This window comes from Pseudoxanthomonas sp. J35, assembly GCF_000513995.1.
Taxonomy (GTDB): Bacteria; Pseudomonadota; Gammaproteobacteria; order Xanthomonadales; family Xanthomonadaceae; genus Pseudoxanthomonas.
Genome location: NZ_AZVB01000014.1, coordinates 101,501 through 107,500, shown reverse-complemented (window position 1 = coordinate 107,500; position 6,000 = coordinate 101,501). Strand labels below are relative to the sequence as shown.

Sequence of the window (6,000 nt, the reverse complement as noted above, 5' to 3'; positions counted from 1 at the left end):
TTCCGTCGAGGTGAGCCGCACATTCTGGCAGCCCGTTCCGGAAGTGTCAACACCGCGTCAGCGATATCTTCAGCTTCCGTCGACTTCCGCAGCGAACCGCTTCCGTCGAGGTGAGCCGCACATTTTGGCGACTCTTTCAGGAAACGTCAACATCGCGATGCGATCTCTTCACTTCCCTCCCGCCTGAACCGGTGCGCTTTTCAGCGCGTCCTCGTTGGCGGGGCGCGCATTGTAGCGAGCCCGGACCGATCCGCATAGCCTCCGCGCGAAAATTTTCTCGCGCGTTGCTTTCGTCGCACGCGATCGGCGGCGAAGAACGCCGCGCAACCCTGCGCGAGCAGCGCCCGGACGTGCTCGTCGTGGATCCGGGCCTGCTTTCGGAAGCCGTGCCGCCGGCCGCACTCGTCGGCATCCGCGTGCTGCACATTTCCCCGCACCCGCATGCACGGCCTGCGACGGGCAGCAGCGCCTGCGGGTTCGTCAGCGAACGCAGCGACCTGGAGCGGGTCTGCGAGGCCCTGGAAATCATCACCGGCCGCACGGTCGCCCATGGCCAGCGCGGGGACTGCCAGGCCTGCCCGCTGAGCAAGTCGCTCAAGCCGGCGCCGCTGCCGGTACTGACCCGCCGCGAGTCGGAAGTGTTCGCCCTGATCAGCCGGGGCAAGGGCCCGACTGCCATCGGCCAGGGCTGGGCCTGAGCATCAAGACCATCGAGACCCATCGCGAGAACATCAAGCGCAAGCTCGGCCTGTCCTGCTCGATGGACCTGGTCGACCTGGCCCGGCGCTGGAGCCGTGGCGAATCGATCGACGATGCGTTCCCGGCGCGGCAGGCGCCCAACGGCGTGCGGCGACCACCGGCCTGAGCATCGGCGCGCAGCGTCGCCAGGCGCGGCGTACGGCCACCGCCTCGATCAGCGGTAAGGCCCGGGCCCGCGCCAGACCAGTTCGCCCAGGTGGTAGACGGCGACCACCACCACGACCTGGCGCGCGTCGCCGATGCCCTGCATCTGCGGGTCGGCAGGATCCAGCAGCCGGCACTTGCCCGAGCCGCGGCGCAGCGCGATCTCCAGCGGGCACACCATCCGCGAACGCAGGCCCGGCAGCGGGAAGGAGATCTCCTCCATGCCCTGCTCCTTCCACGAACGCAGGCGCTCCTCGGCCAGCAGGTCGTAGATGATCTGGTAGCCGCCGACCTCGACGCTGGGCTCGGCCGCGTCCAGGTCGTGCCCCCTCCCCGGCTTGTTGGCCGGGCCGCGCGAGGGACCGCTGACCGCAGGACCGGTTTCCTCCTCCAGCATGCCTGGCGGGCGCCCGGTCCATTCGTGCGGGCGCCGCTGCGCCTGCGCGGGGCTGGACGCCGGTGGACGCACCGCGTCCTTCCCCGCCGTGTCGCTCGGCCGGGTGCTGGCTTCCGGCTGCGGCTCCTCCACGCGAAGGATGTACTTGGCTTGCGCGACGGGTTTGCGCGGAGGCTCGGGCTTGCGGACCTCGCGCGTGGCGGGCTTCGGCGGCGCACTCGGCGCCGGGCTGGGCGGCGCCTGCGTTTCCGGCGACTCGGCCGGCTCGCCGAGGAAGTTCACCCGTACCCGGCCGCCACCGGCCGCGCCCTGCGGCGTGGTCACCACTTCCTGGCGCGCCGCGTACAGGACCAGCAGCAGGAACAGCACGTGCAGCAGCGCGCTCAGCAGCGCGGCGATCCAGCGCTGCAGGCGTTCGTTGCGTGGCGTCGGGTCCGGCTGTGGGGACTGGTTGGGCGCGTTCATTCCGCCATGGGGGCGTGGCAGCTGCGGGCCCTCATGCGGGAACCACGAAGCGGTGGAGGAGCAGGCGGGCATGGTAACGCCTGCGCGCGCACCCCGATCGCCCCGGCGGGCCGGCGCTCACCGCCGCGTCACGTTGCCCCGACGCCGCCGTCCGCGCATCGGTGCTAACAGCGGGTTCATGGCCCGCTCCCCTGCCCCACCCTCCGGCCTGCCCGGCGCGCTGCGCTGCTGGCGCAAGTTCCTGCGCCAGTTCCCGGCCGGCTTCCGGGATCCCACCTACCTGGACTGGGAACGCGACTACAAGGTCGAGAGCCATCGCCGCTGGCGGGAAGCGCTGCCGCGCGCCACCTTCCGCGCCCTGCTCAACGGCGGCCAGGAAGCGGAGGTGGCGGCGCGTGCCGTGCGGGTGGAACAGCGCTCACGCCACAGCATGCTGTTCTCGTTCGAAGATGGCCCTGCGCGACGCCCTGCGCGACCCGGACGGCGCCCATGCCTTCGCCCATGGCCTGTACGACTTCCTGCACGGCCGCGGCGCGCTGCCGGCGCGCTTCGACCGCTGGGTCGCCGTCCTCGACCGCCTGCCGCGCCGGCAGACCCGCGTGCTGACCTGGCCGCTGGCGACCGTGTTCGGCTTCATCGCCCAGCCGCGCACGCACATGTTCATGAAGCCCAACACGGTGCGCGCCGCGGCGCGCGCCTACGGGTACGACCTGCCCTACCGGTCGCGCCCTTCCCGGGAGATCTACCAGGGGCTGCTCACCTTCGCCGCCCTGGTGCGGCACGACCTCGCTGACCTGCAGCCGCGCGACATGATCGACGTGCAGTCGTTCCTGTGGGTGCATGGGGCGGACGAGTACTGAACGCCGCCGGGAGGCTGGCCGTTTGCCCGAAGGCCCGCTCGCTCCCTACGGCACTACTTGCTGCTGGCGGTCGCGTCTTCGCCGCTGCGTTCCAGGTACGCCTCCGCTTCCGCCGCGTAGGCCCCGTAACCGGGCGCCAGGTGCGGCAGCAGCAGGCGCACCCAGGCGCGGCTGGCGCGTCGGGTTTCGCGCGGACAGCCGGCGGCGCGGGCGGCGGTCAGGTCGCCGGCCGCGACCATCCCGGCGAAACCTTCCGGATCGGTGCCGTAGACCAGGCATTGCAGGTTGAAGTAGCGCTGCTCGCCCAGCGCATGCTCGTCGGCGTAGGCGTCCAGGTTGTAGGCGCCGGTGCTGCGCGAGAGCAGCCAGTTCGCAGCCAGTTCCAGGTTCTCCGCGACCTCGCCCGGCGATTCGTCCAGCCCGGCGAAGCGCAACATCAGGATCGCCGCCAGCTGATCAACCGCGTCTTCCTGGCGCCCGGTCACCGGCAGGTCCAGCAGCTCGACCAGGGCATGGCCGGCCTCGTGCAGGACGATGAAGCGCACGTTGGCGCGCACGTAGCGCAGCGGGTGGTCCGGCCCCAGGCCGAGGGCCTGCTGGTGGGCCTGGCCATGCTCGTACAGCGTGCGCAAGGTCTCGTAGCAGAGCACGACTTCGGCGCTGTCCGGATGGTAGAAGGCGCCGAACTCGCCGCACTCGGCGGTGACGAAGCGCAGCCGGCGCGGCAGCGCGAACATGCCGTCGATCGCCTGCACTTCCGGCAGCCGGCGTAGCAGGTCGGCTTCGCGGACGCGGCGGTAGATCGTCTGCAGGTCGTCCGCGGTGGGCGGCTCGTAGACGTACTCGAAGGCGTAGGTCGCGTTGCTGCCCTCTCCGGTGGCCTGCACCACCGAGCGTGGCAGGGGCGCCGCGCTGTCCTCCGCTGCCGGGTCGTCCGTGACCGTCGCGGCGACGGCAACAGGACCGGCGCTGGCCAGCGCCAGCAACACCAGTAATCCGGTTATGCGATTCCTGCTGGCCATCCGGCAGCCCTGTTCCCCTACGGGCCAAGCTTAGGCGATCAGCGGCCCGGCGTGGCGGCCGCGGCCGGCATCAGGTCTTCAGCAAGCCCGCGTTCCCGCGGCGCAGCTGCGCGCCCGGATGCACCAGGCAACCGGACTGTGCGCGGGCTCACCTGGACGGTCCGGCGCCCGCTTCGCGGCTGTAGATCGATTTGCCGCCACGCAGGGTGTGGACGACGTCGGCGAAGGCGGTGGCGTCCTGTTCGGGCGAGGCGCCGAGGATGACCAGGTCGGCCACCGCGCCCGGCTCGATCCGTCCGCGCTGCGCGCCCTCGCCGAAGAACCCGGCCGGGGCGGTAGTCAGGCTGGCCAGGATCTGCCGCCAGTCCAGGCCGGTGGCGGCCAGCAGCTGCAGCTCGCGGGTGGTGTCGAAGGCCTCGACGTAACCGGCATCGGTGCCGAACAGGACCGTGCCGCCGGCCGCGGCCAGCGCCGCCACCTGCTGCTGGCCATTGCCGACGAAGCGCTCCACCACCGCTGGCGGCGCCTGCTCGCGCCGGATCTCGATCTCGAACATCGCCAGCGTCGGGACCACGGCCACGTCGTCGCGGACCAGCCGCGCCACGATCCCGTCGCTCCAGGGCCCATCGGCCGGCGTGGTATGGGCCAGCACGTTCGCCCCGCCGTCGATCGCGATCTCCATGCCGCGCACGGTGGTCGGGTGGGCGAAGACGGGCTTGCCAGGCGCACGCGCCACCCTGCCGACCGCCGCAGCCACCGGCGCGTCCATCAGCTTGACCCCGTCGCGGCCGAGGATGGCGCCGGTGAACAGCTTCACTCCGTCCAGGCCTTCGTCCAGCTGGCGGATCGCTCGCGCGCGGCCTTCTTCGGCGCTGGCTACCTCGGGGCTGGGCACGCCGGCCTCTTCCAGCAGCTGGCGGGTGTAGACCGGCGTGCCATCCAGCGGGAAGAACGGCATGCCTACGCTGAGCACGCGCGGGCCGCGCACCTCCCCGGCCTCGATGCGCCGCTTCAGCGCCGGCGCGTCGCCGCCGAAGGAGGCCAGGTCGAACACCGTGGTGAAGCCCCAGTGGCCGTACTGCTCCTGCAGCACCGCGGCGAGCCTGCCGGCCGGCTGCCGGGCCACATCCTTGTAGGCCTCGCCGAGCAGGTGCATGTGGCTGTTCCAGAAGCCGGCCACGATCACCTGGCCGTCGACCTCCAGTCGCGGCACGCCGTCCGGCACGGCGACCTCGCCGGCGCTCCCGACCGCCTCGATGCGGCCGTCGTCGACCAGGATGACGCCGTTCCCGATCGGCGCCGCGTCCGGCGCGGGAATGATGCGTGCGCCGACGATGGCCAGGTCGGTGGCGCCGGCCGGCGCAGCGCAGGCCAAGGCGCCCAGCAGCACTGCGCGGGAGCGGGCTGCCGCGCGGAGCCCGGCGTCAGGCTGCCATCCGGTCAGAATCCGCGGCATCCCCCGTCGACGTGACAAAGGCCATCCGGCCGCTTCACGGAGCATGGCAATACGCGTCATGGTGATCGTCAAGGCCACCCCGGAAAGCGAACAGGGCACCCTGCCCTCGCCGGAAGCGTTCGCAGCGATGGACCGGTTCACCGAGGATCTGGTCCGCGCCGGCGTCCTGGTCGCGGGCGCCGGCCTCAAGCCCTCGCGCCACGCCAAACGCGTAGTCTTCGACGCCGGCGCCTGCCTGGTCACCGACGGCCCGTTCACCGAAACCCGCGAGCTGATCGCCAGCTTCTCGATCTGGGAGGTCAAGGACATGGACGAGGCCGAAGCCTGGGCCCGGCGCTACCCGCCGCTGGCCGCCGGCCCCAGCGAGATCGAGCTGCGGCCGTTCCTGGAGCTGGCAGACCTGGCGGAACGGGTGGCGCCGGAAGAACGGGAGACGCCGCGCGAAGGGGAGCGTGGGAGGCTGGGGGTGGCGTAATACGGAAAGTCAGGCCCCCGCCTCTCGGGGCTATAAGTCACAGTTCGGCGACAAGGTGACGTCCCACCTACCCGCTGCATCGCGCATCCGGGCCAGCATCGTGGCCAGCGTGCCCCAAAGCGGCAACCGCAGGTCGTCCGCTTCCGCAGGACGCAGACGTACAAACTCGTGGTAAGCATGGTCCAGATCGGACGGTCCTTCGCCGACCGATTCCCAATGCTCTCGGCACAACGCCGGGACACCAATCTGCTCGGCCACGAATTGATCGGACCACTCCAGGCAGCCCCGGATGATTGCCTCGGCCGTCGGGTCCTGGCCGGCAAGCCGCAAGCGGCCGCCTGTCTTAAAGTTCCCTGCGTCCCGGTAGATGTACTCAAACACCGTAAACTCTCCGTCCATGGTGCACTCCCGTGCTCAAGCTG

General features: G+C 71.2%; 7 protein-coding genes. 3 read left to right on the top strand and 4 right to left on the bottom strand.

The features are described from left to right. The first annotated feature begins 284 nt into the window (after nt 1-284). Nucleotides 285-698, top strand: coding sequence for a response regulator transcription factor (locus PSEJ35_RS17480; protein WP_028917784.1), 414 nt, complete (start codon nt 285-287; stop codon nt 696-698). 215 nt (nt 699-913) lie between these two features. Here the strand turns inward: PSEJ35_RS17480 and PSEJ35_RS0110680 are convergent, their stop codons facing one another. Then, a complete protein-coding gene (locus PSEJ35_RS0110680; RefSeq protein ID WP_028917783.1) occupies nt 914-1,765 on the bottom strand; it encodes a hypothetical protein in 852 nt (283 codons plus the stop codon). 449 nt (nt 1,766-2,214) lie between these two features. On the opposite strand from PSEJ35_RS0110680, the gene PSEJ35_RS0110675 reads away from it, so the two are divergent. Then, nucleotides 2,215-2,625, top strand: coding sequence for a hypothetical protein (locus PSEJ35_RS0110675; RefSeq protein WP_028917782.1), 411 nt, complete (start codon nt 2,215-2,217; stop codon nt 2,623-2,625). Nucleotides 2,626-2,678: 53 nt separating this feature from the next. On the opposite strand, the gene PSEJ35_RS16030 is transcribed toward PSEJ35_RS0110675, so the two are convergent. Next, nucleotides 2,679-3,614: a DUF4344 domain-containing metallopeptidase gene (locus PSEJ35_RS16030; protein ID WP_232207636.1), complete on the bottom strand. Its 936-nt coding sequence runs from the start codon at nt 3,612-3,614 to the stop codon at nt 2,679-2,681. Nucleotides 3,615-3,795: 181 nt separating this feature from the next. After that, nucleotides 3,796-5,037 carry an amidohydrolase family protein gene (locus tag PSEJ35_RS16025; protein WP_232207635.1) on the bottom strand — a complete coding sequence of 414 codons (1,242 nt, stop codon included), beginning with the start codon at nt 5,035-5,037 and terminating at the stop codon, nt 3,796-3,798. Nucleotides 5,038-5,146: 109 nt separating this feature from the next. Here PSEJ35_RS16025 and PSEJ35_RS0110660 point away from each other — a divergent pair, with 109 nt between their 5' ends. Beyond that, the gene (locus PSEJ35_RS0110660; RefSeq protein ID WP_232207634.1) at nt 5,147-5,578 is read left to right on the top strand and encodes a YciI family protein; all 432 of its coding nucleotides are present in this window, start codon (nt 5,147-5,149) and stop codon (nt 5,576-5,578) included. Nucleotides 5,579-5,608: 30 nt separating this feature from the next. Here the strand turns inward: PSEJ35_RS0110660 and PSEJ35_RS0110655 are convergent, their stop codons facing one another. Continuing rightward, nucleotides 5,609-5,977, bottom strand: a complete 369-nt coding sequence (locus PSEJ35_RS0110655) for a hypothetical protein (protein WP_028917780.1) — start codon at nt 5,975-5,977, stop codon at nt 5,609-5,611. Nucleotides 5,978-6,000 lie beyond the last annotated feature (23 nt).

Excerpts from the sequence above, each read along its gene's own strand:
- PSEJ35_RS0110680 (WP_028917783.1), bottom strand. The coding sequence starts at position 1,765 with ATGAACGCGCCCAACCAGTCCCCACAGCCGGACCCGACGCCACGCAAC.
- PSEJ35_RS0110675 (WP_028917782.1), top strand. The coding sequence starts at position 2,215 with ATGGCCCTGCGCGACGCCCTGCGCGACCCGGACGGCGCCCATGCCTTC.
- PSEJ35_RS0110655 (WP_028917780.1), bottom strand. The coding sequence starts at position 5,977 with ATGGACGGAGAGTTTACGGTGTTTGAGTACATCTACCGGGACGCAGGG.
- PSEJ35_RS0110660 (WP_232207634.1), top strand. The coding sequence starts at position 5,147 with ATGGCAATACGCGTCATGGTGATCGTCAAGGCCACCCCGGAAAGCGAA.